This window comes from Bartonella sp. MR168JLCBS (assembly GCF_042194175.1).
In genome coordinates, this window is sequence record NZ_JBHIMP010000448.1 from 1 (window position 1) to 315 (window position 315).

At 43.2% G+C, this 315-nt stretch carries 1 protein-coding gene; it reads right to left on the reverse strand.

What is annotated here, in order from left to right; all coding sequences use genetic code 11:
• The coding region (locus tag ACFIK8_RS11890; RefSeq protein WP_375669547.1) for a hypothetical protein at positions 1 to 315 on the reverse strand (315 nt) is incomplete at both ends.

Below are 315 nucleotides of genomic sequence, written 5' to 3' on the forward strand. Positions count from 1 at the left end.
GCAATTGGGTAGATATTGCAGCAAGAGGTGAATAAGATTACCATATTCAATGGAAAAAGCTCTGTTGGTGTTTGTTTTCCCTAAAACAGGTGAGATACTGAACTGTTTTAGATTGGGGGCAAGTTCAGTATCAGCTTCAATAGAAAGGCTAGCAACAGAGGGCCTCAACGGTTTTGGTAAGGCTGGTTCTGCTGGAACTTTATGGAAGAAAAAATCCGGTAAAGGTGGGAATGTTTGGCTCTCGACACAGGATACTTCCTGGTTTATTGGGATAGGAGAAGAAGGTGTGATGCAATAGCGCCAAGCTGCGATATC